Below are 16,125 nucleotides of genomic sequence, written 5' to 3'. Positions count from 1 at the left end.
GTCTGAGTACGCAGAAGGTACGCCTTCTGCGTTTTAGAGAGGGATAGAATAGAGGAGACGCCCACCCTCAGAAGAGAGGAAATCAGTGCAGAGCGGCCGTTAATCCACCTGCGACAATCACGCCCAGAACAATCAGCGTAGTAATCAACGAAAATTTCAGGTCGGTACTCATCAAGTTTTCTCCTTTTTATTCCCACACAAAAAGTGATATAGCGCATTTTTGCACATTCCCGCACAAAAATCTCTCATGTTTTATATTGATAACTGTTTTTAACGCTTCCCCTTTTCCTCAAGATCAGACAAAATTCCAGGCTTACTGAATTAGCGTAACGGCCATTGACCCCTTCCTGACGTTCCGTGTCGTTTTTCCGGCGTGCCGCAACCCTGATGTTGCGATTAGGGTGTGTGTAGGCAAACGTTTACCTGGCGTTTCTCAGGAGCTTAGCGAGGGTCTGGAGTGAAATGTAATGGCAACAATTAAAGATGTAGCGAAACGAGCAAACGTTTCAACTACAACTGTATCACACGTAATCAACAAAACGCGTTTTGTCGCTGAAGAAACGCGTAACGCGGTCTGGGCGGCAATTAAAGAGCTACACTACTCTCCCAGCGCCGTCGCGCGTAGCCTGAAGGTTAACCATACCAAGTCGATAGGCTTACTGGCGACCAGCAGCGAAGCGGCCTATTTTGCCGAAATTATCGAGGCGGTTGAAAAAAACTGTTTCCAGAAAGGCTATACGCTGATTTTAGGCAACGCCTGGAATAACCTGGAAAAACAGCGCGCCTACCTGTCCATGATGGCGCAAAAGCGCGTGGATGGCCTGCTGGTGATGTGTTCTGAGTATCCAGAACCTCTGCTTTCCATGCTGGAAGAGTATCGCCATATTCCGATGGTGGTGATGGACTGGGGTGAGGCGAAGGCCGATTTTACCGACACGGTGATTGATAACGCCTTTGCAGGCGGCTATATGGCGGGTCGTTATCTGGTTGAGCGCGGCCACCGGGATATCGGCGTTATTCCCGGCCCGCTGGAGCGCAACACCGGCGCGGGCCGGCTGGCAGGCTTCATGAAAGCCATGGAGGAGGCGCTGATCAACGTGCCGGACAACTGGATTGTTCAGGGCGACTTCGAGCCGGAATCCGGTTACCACGCGATGCAGCAAATCTTATCGCAGTCACATCGCCCTACCGCCGTTTTCTGCGGCGGCGATATTATGGCGATGGGCGCGCTTTGCGCGGCTGACGAAATGGGGCTTCGCGTACCGCAGGACGTTTCGGTGATCGGTTATGACAATGTGCGTAACGCCCGTTACTTTACCCCGGCGCTGACGACGATTCACCAGCCCAAAGACTCTTTAGGCGAAACCGCATTTAATATGCTACTGGATCGCATCGTCAATAAGCGTGAAGAGTCACAATCTATTGAAGTTCATCCACGCCTGGTTGAGCGTCGCTCAGTCGCTGACGGCCCGTTCCGCGACTATCGGCGTTAATCCCCGCTGTCGGGAGCCTCTTCTGGCTCCCGCAGCCACTCCCGATTCAACGTTTCGCTATCGCCCAAATAGTCCAGCAGCCATGCCAGCGCGGGCGAGGCCTCGTTTTGCTGCCACGTCACGCAACAGGCCGCATCGGGAAACGGATTCTCTAACGTCAGCGCCACCCATTTTCCGCTGTCTATCCACTGTCGGGCAAAATGCGTCGGCACCATTCCCACGCATAGTCCTGCCGACAGGCAGGTTGCCGATGACTCCCAGTCCGGTACGACGACCCTTTTTTGGTTATCCAGCAGCCAGGTAATCCGTTTCGGTAAGGTTCGCGAAGTGTCCTCCCTGACCAGCGACGGCCAGTTGCGCAGGGTATCATCGCTTAACGGCCCAGGCATCGACGCCAGCGGGTGATCGCTTGCCACTACGCAGCTCCAGCTCAGGGTCCCCATATCCCGAAAAGCGTAACGCCCCCCTACCGGAATCGCCTGCGTCGCCCCAATCGCCAGTTCGACACGCCCGTCGGAGAGCGCGTCCCAGACGCCGTTAAACACCTCCTGAAAAACCAGCAGTTCCACATCGTCAAAATGGCGATAGAAATCGACGATCATCTGCCGGGTACGTTCTGGTCTGACGATATTGTCCACCGCAATAGCTAACTGCCCGCGCCAGCCATTAGCAATTTGCTGACACTGTTGGCGAGTGATCTGCATTTTTTTGATAACAGAACGCCCTTCTTTTAAAAACCAGACGCCAGCAGGCGTCAGTTCAACATCACGGTGACGTCGTACAAAAAGCGGTACGGCCAGCCACTCCTCTAGCTGACGAACGGTGTAACTGACTGCTGAAGGCACACGGTGCAGTTCCTGCGCCGCCGCGCTAAAACTGCCATTGCGCGCCACGGCGTCAACCACTTCAAGCGAGTATTCCGACCACATAATTTGCCTACAAAAATTTTGAATTCACTGGACAAATATTAACGTTTCACAACCGTAATTTCACTCCCTACACTCTGCGACAATGTCTGTCTGATAAGAAAGAGAAACAAATATGCAACCTGGAAAAGGTTTTTTAGTCTGGTTAGCCGGTCTTAGCGTGCTGGGATTTCTGGCTACGGACATGTACCTGCCCGCGTTTGCCGCCATACAGGCGGATTTACAAACGCCTGCCGCCGCTGTCAGCGCCAGCCTCAGCCTTTTTTTAGCTGGCTTTGCCGTCGCGCAACTCCTCTGGGGACCGCTATCGGATCGTTATGGCCGTAAACCGATTTTACTGCTGGGGTTATCTATCTTTGCACTTGGAAGTCTGGGGATGCTGTGGGTAGAAAGCGCGGCAGCACTGCTGACGCTGCGCTTTGTGCAGGCCGTCGGCGTTTGCGCGGCAACGGTAATCTGGCAAGCGCTGGTGACCGATTATTATCCTTCGCAAAAAATTAACCGTATCTTCGCCACGATCATGCCACTGGTGGGATTATCCCCGGCGCTTGCGCCCTTACTGGGAAGCTGGATACTGACGCATTTCTCATGGCAGGCGATTTTCGCCACCCTGTTCGTGATTACGTTGTTGCTGATGTTGCCGGCGCTGCGCTTAAAACCATCGGTAAAAGCGCGTACCGAGGGACAGGATAAACTCACTTTCGCGACGTTGTTACGCTCTAAAACCTATCGCGGTAATGTGCTGATTTATGCCGCCTGTTCCGCCAGCTTTTTTGCGTGGCTAACAGGGTCGCCGTTTATTCTCAGCGCGATGGGTTACAGCCCGGCAGTGATTGGCCTGAGCTATGTTCCGCAAACCATCGCTTTTCTGATTGGCGGATATGGTTGCCGCGCGGCGCTACAAAAATGGCAGGGCTACCAATTGCTTCCGTGGCTGTTAGGGCTGTACGCGCTGAGCGTTATCGCCACCTGGGGAGCGGGCCTTCTGAATAATGCCTCACTGGTGGAGATCCTGATTCCTTTCTGCGTAATGGCGATTGCTAATGGCGCCATCTACCCTATCGTCGTCGCGCAAGCGTTACGCCCTTTCCCTCAAGCCACTGGGCGCGCTGCGGCGCTACAAAATACGCTGCAGCTGGGGTTATGTTTCCTGGCAAGCCTGGTGGTTTCATGGCTCATCAGCACGCCGCTACTGACTACCACCAGCGTAATGCTCTCTACCGTTGTTCTGGCGGCGTTAGGTTACAAAATGCAGTCTCATGCAGAGTGCGCTGAGGCCGAATTTCACCATGCCAATGTCGCCCACGACAAGTCTCACTAAAAGCTTGTTAACCGCTGGTAATTAGCACGCTAACAATTTTCGGTTGAATCATCAAAAATTGCGGCCTATACTGATTCACGGTTGTTTATATTACGATAATTATTAGGCATTAACGGGAACCGGAGCGTTCCCGATTCACCATGGATGGCCTTTTCGGCAAGGGTTCCTCCCTTCCTCTGTTCTACGTCGGATAACTGGCTCACGGAATTGCCCGTGGGATTTCTCACAAAGCCAAAAAAGCGTCTACGCTGTTTTAAGGTTCTGATCACCGTCCAGTGATGGAGAAACTATGAGTTCATCGTGTATAGAAGAAGTCAGCGTACCGGATGATAACTGGTACCGAATCGCCAACGAATTGTTAAGTCGCGCGGATATTACAATTAATGGTTCCGCCCCGTCTGACATTCGTGTTAAGAATCCCGATTTTTTTAAACGCGTCCTTCAGGAAGGATCGTTGGGGTTAGGTGAGAGTTACATGGATGGCTGGTGGGAATGCGAGCGTCTGGATATTTTCTTCAGCAAAGTCTTACGTGCCGGTCTTGAAAATCAACTCCCCCACCATGTTAAAGATACGCTCCGTATCCTCGGCGCGCGTCTGATTAATCTACAAAGTAAAAAACGCGCCTGGATTGTCGGCAAGGAACATTACGATCTTGGTAATGACCTTTTTTCCCGTATGCTCGATCCCTATATGCAATATTCTTGCGCCTACTGGAAAGATGCCGATACGCTGGAAGCGGCACAGCAAGCCAAGCTGAAATTAATTTGCGAAAAGCTACAGCTACAACCGGGGATGCGTGTGCTGGATATCGGCTGCGGCTGGGGCGGCCTGTCGCAATATATGGCGACCCATTATGGCGTTAGCGTGGTGGGCGTAACGATCTCCGCTGAACAACAAAAAATGGCGCAGACGCGTTGCGAAGGTCTGGATGTCTCCATTCTCCTGGAAGATTATCGCGACCTTAACGATCAGTTTGACCGAATCGTCTCCGTCGGTATGTTCGAACATGTCGGGCCAAAAAACTACAACACCTATTTTGAGGTTGTTGACAGGAATTTAAAACCGGATGGTCTTTTCCTGCTCCATACTATTGGTTCTAAAAAAACCGATCATAATGTCGATCCGTGGATCAATAAGTATATTTTCCCCAACGGTTGTTTGCCGTCTGTTCGTCAAATCGCCGAGGCCAGCGAATCACACTTTGTAATGGAAGACTGGCATAACTTTGGCGCCGACTATGACACGACTCTGATGGCGTGGCATGAGCGCTTTATCAATGCCTGGCCAGAGATTGCGGGCAATTATAACGAGCGCTTTAAACGTATGTTCAGCTATTATCTCAACGCCTGCGCGGGTGCGTTTCGCGCGCGTGATATCCAGCTTTGGCAGGTGGTATTTACGCGCGGCGTTGAAAACGGTCTGCGCGTTCCTCGCTAATCATCTCCCCCGCATTTCATGCGGGGGAATCTTATTTTCCGTTAGCCAATGTCGGCCTGATTTCTGACCGCATTTTCTCGTGCAGCCAGTACGCGTTCTACGGTATCAACAACCGCCTGCGTTTGCGGATCGATCTCGATATTCACACGCTCACCCAGTTTTTTTCTGCCAAGCGTAGTACGTTCCAGCGTTTCCGGAATGAGATGCACGCAGAAGCGCGTTGGCGTTACCTCGCCGACGGTCAAACTGATGCCGTCGACGCCGATAAAGCCTTTATACAGGATATACTTCATCAGGGACGCATCCTGCACTTTAAACCACACCTGATGGTTATTTTCGGAGGTCAGGATTTTCGCGATCTCCGCCGTCGTAATAATATGCCCTGACATCAGATGACCACCGATTTCATCGCTGAATTTGGCGGCGCGCTCTACGTTGACCTCATCACCTACCCTCAACGCGCCCAGATTGGTGATGCGCAACGTTTCTTTCATCAGATCAAAGCTTATCTGGTTGCCGTTTATTTCAGTCACCGTCAAACAGCATCCGTTATGCGCTACCGACGCCCCCGTCTCCAGCCCCTCCAGCATGTAGTCCGGTAACGTCACCACATGGGTGCGAAAGTTGGGTTTTTCATCAATCGATACCAGTTTCGCGGTACCCTGTACGATCCCCGTAAACATATCTTCAACTCCTGAAATAAATAAAAGCAGAACTGTTCAGCACAATAGCAGGTGGAAAAACAGCTTGCCAGCAATGCGCCGTTAACAACTGTTTTTTCGCTGGAGAAATAGTAATACCCCGCTACAATAGACTGAAATTTCCCCTGCTATTTCTTTTGGCTGCCACTACGGCGGCTTTTTAGTCTTTCATATAACAACAAAATAAAAGGTGAATACGTGCAGAAGTATACCAGTGAAGCGCGTCAGTTATTAGCGTTAGCGATACCGGTGATCCTTGCGCAAGTGGCACAGACCGCAATGGGATTCGTCGATACCGTCATGGCAGGAGGCTATAGCGCTACGGACATGGCTGCCGTCGCTATCGGCACCTCTATCTGGCTTCCCGCCATTTTGTTTGGTCACGGCTTACTGCTGGCCTTGACGCCTGTGATTGCGCAACTCAATGGCTCCGGCCGTCGTGAGCGTATCGCGCATCAGGTTCGACAAGGGTTCTGGCTGGCGGGCTTTGTCTCCGTGCTGGTGATGATCGTCCTGTGGAATGCCGGATACATTATCCGCTCTATGCATAATATTGATCCGGCGCTGGCCGATAAAGCCGTGGGTTATCTTCGCGCGCTACTGTGGGGCGCGCCAGGATACCTTTTCTTTCAGGTAGCGCGAAACCAGTGCGAAGGTCTTGCCAAAACCAAACCGGGTATGGTGATGGGATTTTTGGGCCTGCTGGTGAATATTCCGGTGAACTATATTTTTATCTATGGCCATTTTGGTATGCCTGAACTCGGCGGTATCGGCTGCGGCGTTGCGACCGCGGCGGTCTATTGGGTGATGTTTATCGCCATGCTTTCTTACATTAAACACGCGCGTTCAATGCGTGATATTCGTAATGAAACAGGCTTTGGCAAACCCGATAGCGTCGTCATGAAGCGCCTGATTCAACTGGGGTTGCCGATTGCGCTGGCGCTGTTCTTTGAAGTGACGTTGTTTGCGGTCGTTGCGCTGCTGGTTTCGCCATTAGGTATTGTGGATGTCGCGGGTCATCAGATTGCGCTTAACTTTAGCTCGCTGATGTTCGTACTGCCGATGTCGCTGGCTGCGGCGGTAACGATTCGAGTGGGTTATCGTCTGGGCCAGGGCTCAACGCTGGATGCGCAAACCGCAGCGCGTACCGGTTTAGGCGTCGGCATTTGTATGGCTGTGGTTACCGCGATCTTTACCGTTACTCTGCGTAAGCATATTGCTTTGCTCTACAATGACAACCCTGAGGTCGTGGCGCTTGCCGCGCAATTAATGCTGCTCGCTGCGGTTTACCAGATTTCCGACTCTATACAGGTTATCGGCAGCGGTATTCTGCGCGGTTATAAAGATACGCGTTCCATCTTTTTTATCACCTTTACCGCCTACTGGGTGTTAGGTTTACCCAGCGGTTATATCCTGGCGTTAACGGATCTGGTGGTGGATCGTATGGGACCGGCAGGCTTCTGGATGGGGTTCATCATCGGCCTGACCTCGGCGGCGGTGTTAATGATGCTACGGATGCGCTATCTACAACGTCAGCCGTCCGCCATCATTTTGCAGCGCGCTGCGCGATAATACGACGATAGCCGTCGCATGGCGGCTATTTTCTCGACATGTTGCATATTTCCACCGCAATCAGGTGATTTCAGGAAGAAAATTGCGATTTCCCTCTTGCCTCATTGCAGTTGTGACGCTAATATTCGTCCCCGTTGTCACCTACAACGTTGCGTTCATAGCTCAGTTGGTTAGAGCACCACCTTGACATGGTGGGGGTCGTTGGTTCGAGTCCAATTGAACGCACCATCATTTTAATGCGTCTGTAGCTCAGTTGGTTAGAGCACCACCTTGACATGGTGGGGGTCGATGGTTCGAGTCCATTCAGACGCACCAATCCATTATCTTGTTTAATTTTATAATACGCTATCTGGTGCTTGTGTCAGGCTAAAAGCGATTATTTTCAGTCTCTCATCTTTATCGTCAAACAAATCAACGCGCTGCTCTATACGCTATTACCCTCTTAACCTTCGCAGTGGCCTGAAGAAGCATACCAAAGGCATTTATGGTGTTTCGGTAGAATGCGCATAATCTATCTTCATCACCATACGTAACAAGGCTGCAACGGGTTCAAATAACGTTTCAGGAATTTTATCTCCACGTTCCACTTCAAAAAATAATGAGCGGGCCAGCTCAACATTTTCAACAACGGGGATGCAGTTGCGTTCAGCGATGTTAACAATATAGTTAGCTTGAGCATCACTACCTTTTTCCAGAACGCGTGGTATTGGCATATCGGTGGGATGATAGCCAAGACAAACCGCAATATGCGTTGGATTACGCACTACCGCAACAGATTGTTTAACAGATTGAGCTAAACTCCCACTTTGTATTTCACTCTGCATTTCCCGACGCCGTGTCTTCATTTGAGGGTCTCCCTCCAGATCTTTATGCTCCTGTTTTACGTCATCTTTACTCATTTTTAGATCTTTTCTAATCTTATAATATTGAAAAGAATAGTCCAGTATGCCAACGACGATATAAAAAGCCATCACCCCTACCCATAACCATTTTATTAAAGAAGAAACTACAAGCAGGCCACAGGCTAACCCACAGTACGGTAGTGCCCGAAAAGTACTGGCATAATAATAAAAGAAAAAGGCAAAGATAAGAGATAGCATGATAACTTTTAGGCTGGATTTACATAATTCCACTACGCTATGTAAAGAGAATATCTGCTTAAAATTACTTACCGGATTTATATGCTCGCTTTTAAAACCAATGGCCTTGCTGGCAATAACCACCCCCACCTGAAGAAACACGCTACCCACAGTAGCAACTATTACCCCTGCGCCCAGAAACAGCAGTGCAGAAGTCAATGACTCTATCAAAGCATGAGTCAATTGCGTTAATGCATAAGAAAATGGCTTATTTACTAATTGTAATGTGAAAGTTATTGACGCAATCAGTATCAAAATCATCTTTTCAGTAAAGAAATGAAAATACAAATAAAGCGCAATCAGCTGAAATAATGATGTTATTTCAATACTTTTGACGACCTGCCCTTCCTTACGGCCATCACGTAATTTCTTTTCTGTAGGCTGTTCTGTTTTCTCGCTCATACAGATGGGAACCAGTCTTTCAGATAAATATAAAATTTATCGCTTTCAACCAAATAGTGATGAAGAGCATAAGGGAATGAGATCAGGAGCGTTAGTAAAACTAATATACTTTTGAGCGGCATTGAGAAGAAAAATACATTCAATTGTTGTGCCGACCGATTTAAAAGACCTAAAGCCAGATCGGCTAATACCATACATATTATGGCAGGAACAGAAAAACTGATGCATAATTGATAAAGTGTTCTCCACTCTGCCTGGATATATTTTAAAAACTGCCGATCAAATAATAAAGTACGCCCCGGTGGTAAATATTGGTATGACTCATACAGAATGTTTAATATAAACTCCATGCCGCCGCTTATAAAGAAAATAACACACAAAAACTGGCTGAAAAGCAAGCCAAAAAGTGAGGTTTCAGCTTCCATTGTAGAATTGAATATCGTACCCATTGTCGCGCCACGTAAAGTATCAAGCAGAAACCCCGCCATATCAACGGCCCAAAAGGGAACCGCCGCACAAAACCCAATTAAAAAACCAATAATCACCTCTCCGGTGACTAACCCTAACCAACTGTAATCTTTACCAATATGCATCATAATCTTCTGCTGGTAAATGATTGGTAATATGGGAAAGGTAAGTGACATAAGCACGCCATTACGTAAAAGCGCGGACCCTAAACTGCCACTTTTTAATAGGGGAAGTAATAAAGAGAGGCTCAATGGTCGAATAAAAGCCACAGCCAATGCAATAAGCCACTCATTTACCTGTTGTGCCATTCAACCATGCTCTCCAATTCGTAACATTATCTGCCGGGTATAATTCAACAGGATACCGCTAAGCCATGGGTAGCTGACCATTAAGGTTATTGCAATTGCCAATAATTTAATCATGAACTGTAGCGTTTGGTCCTGTATTTGAGTCAAGGCCTGAACAAGGCTTACGATGACACCAACTACCGATGCCACCAACACCACCGGCATAGACGTAAACAGGACGATCCATAAAAGTTGCGTTACAAATTGCGTCAATTCAGAATCATTCATGAAAAGCTCTGTACCAATTGCGCCAGTGTCAGATCCCAACCGCCTGCCAGTAAAAATATTAGCAGCTTAAACGGCAATGAAATGGTCATCGGCGACACCATCATCATCCCCATAGCCAGCAGTATATTTGAAATAAGCAGGTCAATAGCCAGAAAGGGAAGATAAATAAGTAATCCAATCCGAAACGCCTGCGTTAACTGACTCACCGTAAATGCCGGAATTAATATGAGCAAAGAATCAGGTTTTATCTTTCTTTTTATGTCTTCAGGCCAGGTTCGTTTTATCAAATTCCGAAAATAATTGGCTTCCTTTTCTTCAGAGTTTTTTTGCAAAAACTGTCGATAAGGCGCTAATGCTTTACTGTCCCACTCCGACGTCCAGAAAGGAGCGCCAGCGACCTGAACCGGATGCCAGCGCTCTTTTACAGCTAATAGAGTCGGCCCCATAATGAATAAGGAAAGTACAAGCGCGAGGCCATACAGTGCGATATTTGGGGGAACTTGTTGAATACCCAGAGCATTTCGTAAAATCGAAAATACCACCGCCAGTTTAAGGAAAGAGGTTCCCATGACGATAATGAGAGGCAGTATTGAAAGCAGAAACAATATACCAATCAGTTGCAAAGGCGAATCGGGTAAAGACATACTGTATCTCTCATGACACGACCTGGAACGCTATTATATTGTTCGCATATTATTTTTCTTATCAGGTTTACGCTGTATTTTTGGAAAGATACCAACGTGTAATACGCACCATAAATTCATTGCCACAGGCAATCAACTCACCTTGCCCAATAATACGGTCATTTACTCTTATCGTCACCTCTGGCGCAAAACATCCACCTACAGGCAAAACGTCCCCCGTTTTAAGTTGCCGTAATTGTCCAATTTCCAGACTCGCACGTCCGATCTCAAAGAGCACCTGTTGTGGTATCTGCTCAAGTTCGACTGAAGACGTTCCGTCACTCTTTGACATTGGGCTCCCTGACGCAAGTAGCGTTTCGATATCCTGGACTAATTCGTCAAATTTCATCGTGTTATCCTCTGTCAGCAATACCCTTGCGTAGATTCCCCCTGGTAGTTGAATAGCAAAAAAACCGAGTCTGATGTCGCCAAAGCAATGAATCCGAACGCCCATGCCGATTTCGATAGACTCAAGTTCAATTAATGTAAGCTGGCACCAGCCTGAATATACAGGGACTACAATAGGAGGAGCAGGATAAATCTGTTGACGCTCAGCAGAAAGCTCTCCGACTATATTGCGCAAAAAACCCGTTGGCCATGTAAAAATAATGCTATGGAACTCATGTTCTTCAACTATCCATTTAATATGCAACGCTAGCTGATGTGGTAGATTACTGCAGGATGTTGGCGGTTCGTTCTGACAGAGGGTGGCATCACTGGCTTGCAATAACGGCGCCAGCCCCCATTCAGCTATTCCATATAGCAATTCAGGATCGATAGCCGATCGATTAGCGGTGCCAATTAACCCTTCACACCAGCGCTGCCAGCATTGTTCTGCAATCCACACCCTACCCAGCTCATTATGATAATTTATGGTAAATAATGTCCCTTGCTGTACTGGATATTGTTGCATACTCAATGTCAGCTCACCAATGGTAGCGCCTTGCGTTGGAAGCATCTCCACCCACGGACGCTCTTCATTCGCTATTCTTAACATAGAATATCTCCAGGGAAATTATATACCCCATATGCAGCAACTGAGACTCCAGCCACTGCTTTAGCGCTTTCATCGAACGGTAAATTTCATGATGAGGGACATTGATTCTTAACTGGATTAGCCCCCCTGATTCACATACTTCACACTCTACACCGTCAAGATAACCGCCACTAACACGATAACGTTGCGTGAAAACCACGTTCTTATTCAATGCTGCAGGAGGATTATTCTCACCAATGGGTAATGCCTGGTGCATGAGTTGTTCAAAGTCCATACGTTCCGCCTCCGCCTCGTTATCATCCTGATAAGACTGGCATGGCAACCCTAGACTTCCTTCAACTTTGGTAATACGCATCGCTTAATACCATAGTAATTTTTTCTTTCTTTTTCATAAGCGCATTAAAATTCTTCTGTAATTCGCTTCGCCGGGAGACAAGCTGCTGATACTGATTTTCTAACTGCTGCCGTTGCGTCAAAAAGCTCTGCGCCTGAGTGAATAGCCCGGCCATTTGTTGTTTCTTATCCAACAATAAATGACAAGATAACGTACCTTGCCAGCCCATTAATTCTTTCAGTCTGGTAGTCACTGCTAAAGCGCGCGTCTGGCAAATCTGCTGTTCCGTAATAATCGCCTGTTGCTGCTGATCAAGTACGGTAAGTTTGCCGCGTAATTGCTTTTCACGCCGCGCGATTATCTCCAGCAAAGTTTCCATGATCACTCGGTGAGTATTTGGTGTAATTTTTCTATAAGTAGCTCGGGTCCGCATACTTCATCCTTACTTTGTCGCAAAAATGTGCAAATATCCGGATAGGTATCAATGGCTTTGTCAGTATCAGTATCAACTCCTCGCTGGTATTCCCCAATGCGTATTAACAGTTCAACCTCCTGGTAAAGCGCCAGGCGCCGTCGCAATATCGCCGCCAGTTGACGATGCTCATGGCTGGTAACGACTGGAAAAACGCGGCTGAGCGTTGCCAACACGTCAATGGCAGGATAATGCCCCCTCTCTGCAAGCCGTCGGGATAGCACAATATGTCCATCAAGCAGTGAACGGACCTCATCCGCCAACGGCTCATTCATATCATCGCCTTCCACCAGTACCGTATAAAATGCGGTAATACTGCCTTTTTCTCCCATTCCTGTACGTTCTAAAAGTCGTGGCAATGCACTAAATACGCCTGGCGGATATTCTCCAGAAACTGCGGTCTCTCCGGCGGCCAGTGCGATTTCCCGCGCGGCCCTGGCATAACGCGTCAGTGAGTCGGCAAGCAAGACGACTCGCTTTCCATTATCACGAAAAAATTCTGCTATCGTGGTGGCCACAAACAGCGCCCTCACGCGCTCTAAGGCGGGTCTGTCAGAGGTTGCGACAACAATGACACAACGTTTTCGGGTCTCTTCAGACAGTGTAAAATCGATGAACTCGCGGACTTCTCGTCCACGTTCACCAATTAACACCAGAACATTACTGTTTGCGTCTGGCGCATTACACAGCATCGCCAGAAGCGTGCTTTTCCCCACGCCAGGAGCAGAAAAAATACCCACTCGTTGCCCTTCGCCACAGGTCGCAACGCTATCAATAGCGCGAATCCCCGTCATTAATGGTTGAGTGATAGGCTGTCGAACCATTGCGGGAGGAGGCATTGCATCATAGTCTTTCCAGCAGACGTCGGGCAGTTCGCGGCCATCAAGGGGACGACCAAAGCCATCAATGACTCGCCCTAATAACGCTTCGCCCACGGGAACCTGATGGCGTCGCCTTAAGGCCGTCACTTGCTGCCCGCAGTGAAGTCCGATAGTACTCGTAAAAGGAGATAGCAAAGCTTTGCTGCCATTAATCCCCACGACTTCAGCAAGTTCTTCTCCAGGCTTTATACAGCACAACTCGCCCATAAATACCCCAGGCAACCACGCATTTAACAACGTTGCGCTGACATCCTGAATTCGGCCCCATCGACAATAACCATCAGGGGGCGGATATTTCAGCCTCAGACGTTGCATCAATTCATTCTTCATTGTCCGCCAACTCCTCTTCGCTAAGGTCAATACTTTCTACCACTTGTATAAGGCTCTCCTCTCCTAATTCCTGCCATGACAAAATCGGTACGTCGAACAAGGTGGCTTCTGTAATTTTTCGCAAGAAACGTCGGGTGTCGACAGAAGTAACAATGAATAATTTGGCTGACTGCTTCAGCGCCTGCTCGATAAGTTGCAGGATCTGCGTCTTATGACGAGACGACAGCGCAGTATAGGTCCCCATTGCCGTCTGGCGAATGGATTCACGCACGAGGTTCTCAATACCTTCGCCGATCCGCAAAATCGGCAGCGGTTTTCCTTCCGGATTAAGACGACGCAGAATATGACGGCGAAGCGCGATACGGACATATTCTGTCAACATCAGGACATCTTTTTCACGTGGTGCCCAGTCAATTAAGGTGCCGAAAATAAGACGTAAATCTCTAATAGAAACCCGCTCTGATACAAGCCGCTGCAAAGTTTCAGCGATTTTATTAATGGGTAACTGGCGCTGAAGTTCTTTCACCAGCTCAGAGTAGTTTTTTTCCATCGCATTCATTAGATAACGCGTTTCCTGAACACCAATAAACTCTCCCATATGCCGAAGCAGGACACATTTTAATAAGGCAGAGATACGTTGGCTGCCCGCGAAAACGTCCAGACCAAAACCTTGCGCCTTATGGGCCATGTCTTTTGTAAGCCAACAGATCTGCCCCATCCCGTTCGGTAACGTCTGGCTATCACCCACCACACTAGCGTCCGCGCCTATCAATAAATAATCCGCCTGGGCGGGAATAGATAAACTAAATACGGGTTCCTGATATAGCAGTACCGTCAATTTTTCGGTGGGTTCAGGCAAAACCTCAATATTCACCTCAGGGAGAGGGACGCCGGTATCCTCAAATAAAAACCATCTCATTGCGTCAATATCACGAATCAGGTCGGCAGAATGTAACGTCGGGGTAAGACGTAAGATTAGAGGACATGCGCCGGGAACCATACTATCTTTTTCCGGCGCTTCGACGCCATTTGCGGAAACCACAGACTTTTTGCGGCGAATGAGGATAATTGGCAATGCTAACAACGCTGAAAAGAAAGCGAGAGTGATAAAAGGAAAGCCAGGAATTAAGGCGAGGAGCATTAAAACCACAGCGGTTAATATGAGCGACTGAGGTTGTCTGGCAATTTGAGAACTCAACTCTGTCGCCAGGTTCTGGCGTTTCTCACCCGGAACACGGGTGACAATAATTCCCGCGCTAAGGGAAATCAGCAGCGATGGAATTTGCCCACATAAACCATCTCCGATTGACAGTACGCTATAAGTGTGAACAGCCTCACTCATCGACATATCATATTGTACGATAGCGATAATAATACCGCCGATAATGTTCACCAGAACAACAATAATACCGGCAATCGTATCGCCTTTAACAAATTTCATCGCACCGTCCATCGCACCGAGAAAACGGCTTTCCTGCTGGACGTGTTGCCTTAATGTACGGGCATGGTCTGCATCGATAACTCCGGCACGCAAATCGCCATCGATACTCATTTGTTTGCCTGGCATCCCATCAAGCGAGAAACGTGCGCTAACTTCCGCCACCCTCTCGATACCTTTTGTAATGACAATAAATTGCACGATAGTAATGATGGTAAATACGACCAACCCAACGGTGAGATTTCCTCCTACGACAAACTTACCGAAAGCATCCACAATATTACCGGCATTATGTTGTAACAGTACCAGCCGTGATGTGCTGATTGTGAGTGACAAACGATATAATGTAGTAATAAGTAATAAAGACGGAAATACCGATAAATCGAGAGGGTCACTAAGATAAATAGCAATTAAGAGCAGGATCACTGAAAACATAAGGTTGATAGTAATCAGGATATCAACCATCCAGGTCGGTAAAGGTAACAGCATCATCACAATAGCGATTAATAACACCGTCGCCAGAACCATATCCTGCCGACCCGCGCATACACTGAGCCACTGTTGCGCCCTGATTCCCTCACCTAACCATGAACGCATTGCGACTCCAGAAATTTTATTTGTCGATGATGTAATCGTAACCAGAGCTCGGCGGAGCTGGAAAGAGGAGGAGAACAACTCATTGCAAGCCCATCGCGCAACAAAAATAATCGTTGAGGAATACCCTGGAACGCTGCAGGTTTCCAGTGAGTTAAGGCTTTAAAAAGCAGATCTTCGTCTAAGAAAGTTTGCTTGAGTATCTGACATAAGTGAATACGACCGTTATGATAGTTTAGATAGGTTTCATATTGTCCTTGCCGCCAGAACATATTGGTTGCTAAAGGCCGTTGAGCTAATCCTGCTAATTGAATAAAAAGCTGAATATTACGTTCAGTAATGAGATCCCAATCCATCCTGC

General features: G+C 48.1%; 17 protein-coding genes and 2 tRNA genes. 6 read left to right on the top strand and 13 right to left on the bottom strand.

All coding sequences use genetic code 11. From position 1 onward, the window contains the following. Positions 1–82: 82 nt before the first annotated feature. Entirely contained in the window at positions 83–172 is a 90-nt protein-coding gene (locus J4614_RS02160; RefSeq protein WP_000102277.1) for a YnhF family membrane protein, read from the bottom strand. A 295-nt stretch (positions 173–467) separates the two neighbouring features. On the opposite strand from J4614_RS02160, the gene purR reads away from it, so the two are divergent. Next, positions 468–1,493 (top strand): HTH-type transcriptional repressor PurR, encoded by a 1,026-nt coding sequence (purR, locus tag J4614_RS02155; protein ID WP_000190993.1) that lies wholly within the window; start codon positions 468–470, stop codon positions 1,491–1,493. On the opposite strand, the gene punR is transcribed toward purR, so the two are convergent. Further along, positions 1,490–2,422, bottom strand: a complete 933-nt coding sequence (punR, locus tag J4614_RS02150) for a DNA-binding transcriptional activator PunR (protein ID WP_000269523.1) — start codon at positions 2,420–2,422, stop codon at positions 1,490–1,492. The two genes, purR and punR, sit on opposite strands and share 4 nt — an antisense overlap. 112 nt (positions 2,423–2,534) lie before the next feature. On the opposite strand from punR, the gene punC reads away from it, so the two are divergent. Next, complete coding sequence (gene punC / locus J4614_RS02145) at positions 2,535–3,740, top strand: purine nucleoside transporter PunC (protein ID WP_001182317.1); 1,206 nt, start codon at positions 2,535–2,537, stop codon at positions 3,738–3,740. 289 nt (positions 3,741–4,029) lie between these two features. Further along, on the top strand, positions 4,030–5,178 hold the full coding sequence (gene cfa / locus J4614_RS02140) for a cyclopropane fatty acyl phospholipid synthase (protein WP_000098879.1): 1,149 nt from the start codon (positions 4,030–4,032) through the stop codon (positions 5,176–5,178). Between the two features lie 41 nt (positions 5,179–5,219). On the opposite strand, the gene J4614_RS02135 is transcribed toward cfa, so the two are convergent. Next, a complete protein-coding gene (locus J4614_RS02135; RefSeq protein ID WP_000493971.1) occupies positions 5,220–5,861 on the bottom strand; it encodes a riboflavin synthase in 642 nt (213 codons plus the stop codon). 216 nt (positions 5,862–6,077) lie between these two features. Here J4614_RS02135 and mdtK point away from each other — a divergent pair, with 216 nt between their 5' ends. The 3 genes from mdtK (at position 6,078) to J4614_RS02120 (ending at position 7,766) form a co-directional block, all read left to right on the top strand. Further along, on the top strand, positions 6,078–7,451 hold the full coding sequence (mdtK, locus tag J4614_RS02130) for a multidrug efflux MATE transporter MdtK (RefSeq protein ID WP_001175081.1): 1,374 nt from the start codon (positions 6,078–6,080) through the stop codon (positions 7,449–7,451). Between the two features lie 151 nt (positions 7,452–7,602). Beyond that, positions 7,603–7,679: transfer RNA gene (locus J4614_RS02125), tRNA-Val, on the top strand. A gap of 10 nt (positions 7,680–7,689) precedes the next feature. Further along, positions 7,690–7,766 (top strand) — tRNA-Val (locus tag J4614_RS02120). A gap of 167 nt (positions 7,767–7,933) precedes the next feature. On the opposite strand, the gene ssaU is transcribed toward J4614_RS02120, so the two are convergent. The 10 genes from ssaU to ssaM all read right to left on the bottom strand — a co-directional run bounded on the left by ssaU (position 7,934) and on the right by ssaM (position 16,120). Next, positions 7,934–8,992, bottom strand: coding sequence for an SPI-2 type III secretion system apparatus protein SsaU (gene ssaU / locus J4614_RS02115; protein ID WP_001291707.1), 1,059 nt, complete (start codon positions 8,990–8,992; stop codon positions 7,934–7,936). Continuing rightward, positions 8,989–9,768 carry an SPI-2 type III secretion system apparatus protein SsaT gene (gene ssaT, locus J4614_RS02110; RefSeq protein WP_000068770.1) on the bottom strand — a complete coding sequence of 260 codons (780 nt, stop codon included), beginning with the start codon at positions 9,766–9,768 and terminating at the stop codon, positions 8,989–8,991. The genes ssaU and ssaT overlap by 4 nt, the downstream gene beginning before the upstream one ends. Beyond that, positions 9,769–10,035 (bottom strand): SPI-2 type III secretion system apparatus protein SsaS, encoded by a 267-nt coding sequence (gene ssas, locus J4614_RS02105; protein WP_000999982.1) that lies wholly within the window; start codon positions 10,033–10,035, stop codon positions 9,769–9,771. Further along, on the bottom strand, positions 10,032–10,679 hold the full coding sequence (ssaR, locus tag J4614_RS02100; protein WP_000056367.1) for an SPI-2 type III secretion system export apparatus protein SsaR: 648 nt from the start codon (positions 10,677–10,679) through the stop codon (positions 10,032–10,034). Before ssaR ends, ssas begins: the two co-directional genes overlap by 4 nt. A gap of 67 nt (positions 10,680–10,746) precedes the next feature. Then, positions 10,747–11,715, bottom strand: a complete 969-nt coding sequence (gene ssaQ / locus J4614_RS02095) for an SPI-2 type III secretion system cytoplasmic ring protein SsaQ (RefSeq protein ID WP_023205901.1) — start codon at positions 11,713–11,715, stop codon at positions 10,747–10,749. Next, entirely contained in the window at positions 11,696–12,070 is a 375-nt protein-coding gene (gene ssaP / locus J4614_RS02090; RefSeq protein WP_001223304.1) for an SPI-2 type III secretion system apparatus protein SsaP, read from the bottom strand. Before ssaP ends, ssaQ begins: the two co-directional genes overlap by 20 nt. Beyond that, positions 12,051–12,428, bottom strand: a complete 378-nt coding sequence (gene ssaO / locus J4614_RS02085) for an SPI-2 type III secretion system apparatus protein SsaO (protein ID WP_000449092.1) — start codon at positions 12,426–12,428, stop codon at positions 12,051–12,053. Before ssaO ends, ssaP begins: the two co-directional genes overlap by 20 nt. A 2-nt stretch (positions 12,429–12,430) precedes the next feature. Further along, entirely contained in the window at positions 12,431–13,732 is a 1,302-nt protein-coding gene (ssaN, locus tag J4614_RS02080) for a SctN family type III secretion system ATPase SsaN (RefSeq protein ID WP_114052842.1), read from the bottom strand. Further along, a complete protein-coding gene (gene ssaV / locus J4614_RS02075; protein WP_001258221.1) occupies positions 13,722–15,767 on the bottom strand; it encodes an SPI-2 type III secretion system apparatus protein SsaV in 2,046 nt (681 codons plus the stop codon). Before ssaV ends, ssaN begins: the two co-directional genes overlap by 11 nt. Continuing rightward, a complete protein-coding gene (gene ssaM / locus J4614_RS02070) occupies positions 15,752–16,120 on the bottom strand; it encodes an SPI-2 type III secretion system apparatus protein SsaM (protein WP_000383706.1) in 369 nt (122 codons plus the stop codon). Before ssaM ends, ssaV begins: the two co-directional genes overlap by 16 nt. Positions 16,121–16,125: the final 5 nt, after the last annotated feature.

The sequence above is a fragment of the Salmonella sp. 32031103-2018-00083-FB-01-SM-01 genome (assembly GCF_017571995.1).
GTDB classification, from domain to species: Bacteria; Pseudomonadota; Gammaproteobacteria; order Enterobacterales; family Enterobacteriaceae; genus Salmonella; species Salmonella enterica.
The sequence above is the reverse complement of the archived record's forward strand: the minus strand, read 5'-3'. Positions and strand labels throughout refer to the sequence as shown.